A 442-nucleotide genomic window follows, 5' to 3' on the forward strand; every position below is an offset into this window, starting at 1 on the left:
TGATAGAAACAGAAGCCACTGGAGCACCTCAAAAACACCATCATACACTAAATCAGTAAGTTGGCAGCATCACCAAAACTGCAAAACAAAAGTCCTACGCAGGAATTATTTACGTTTTACGAGAACCCTTCAATATGAATTAAAGTGCGGCATTAAAAATAAGAAAAAAGCCTGACAAATGAAGAATTTTAAAAACAGAAACATTCATATTTAAAATATTAAATTGAATTGATATTTTAAATATGAATAATTTATTCGTTCTGACAGTACGAATTAGATATACAGCCAACAAATGCAAAAAGGGCGCCGAAGCGCCCTTTTTAATTCGAAACTAATTAACGTGTAATTAGCCCAGAACTTTAGCAACAACGCCCGCGCCAACGGTACGGCCGCCTTCACGGATTGCGAAACGCAGACCGTCGTCCATCGCGATCGGGTGGAT

The 442-nt window shown here is 38.2% G+C and carries 1 protein-coding gene; it reads right to left on the reverse strand.

From position 1 onward, the window contains the following. Positions 1-346: 346 nt before the first annotated feature. Positions 347-442, reverse strand: a 96-nt coding sequence (locus tag RTW80_RS27335; RefSeq protein ID WP_072082015.1) for an elongation factor Tu, incomplete at its 5' end; no start/stop codon positions are given.

The organism is Escherichia sp. AM3, assembly GCF_032029835.1.
GTDB lineage: Bacteria > Pseudomonadota > Gammaproteobacteria > Enterobacterales > Enterobacteriaceae > Escherichia > Escherichia coli.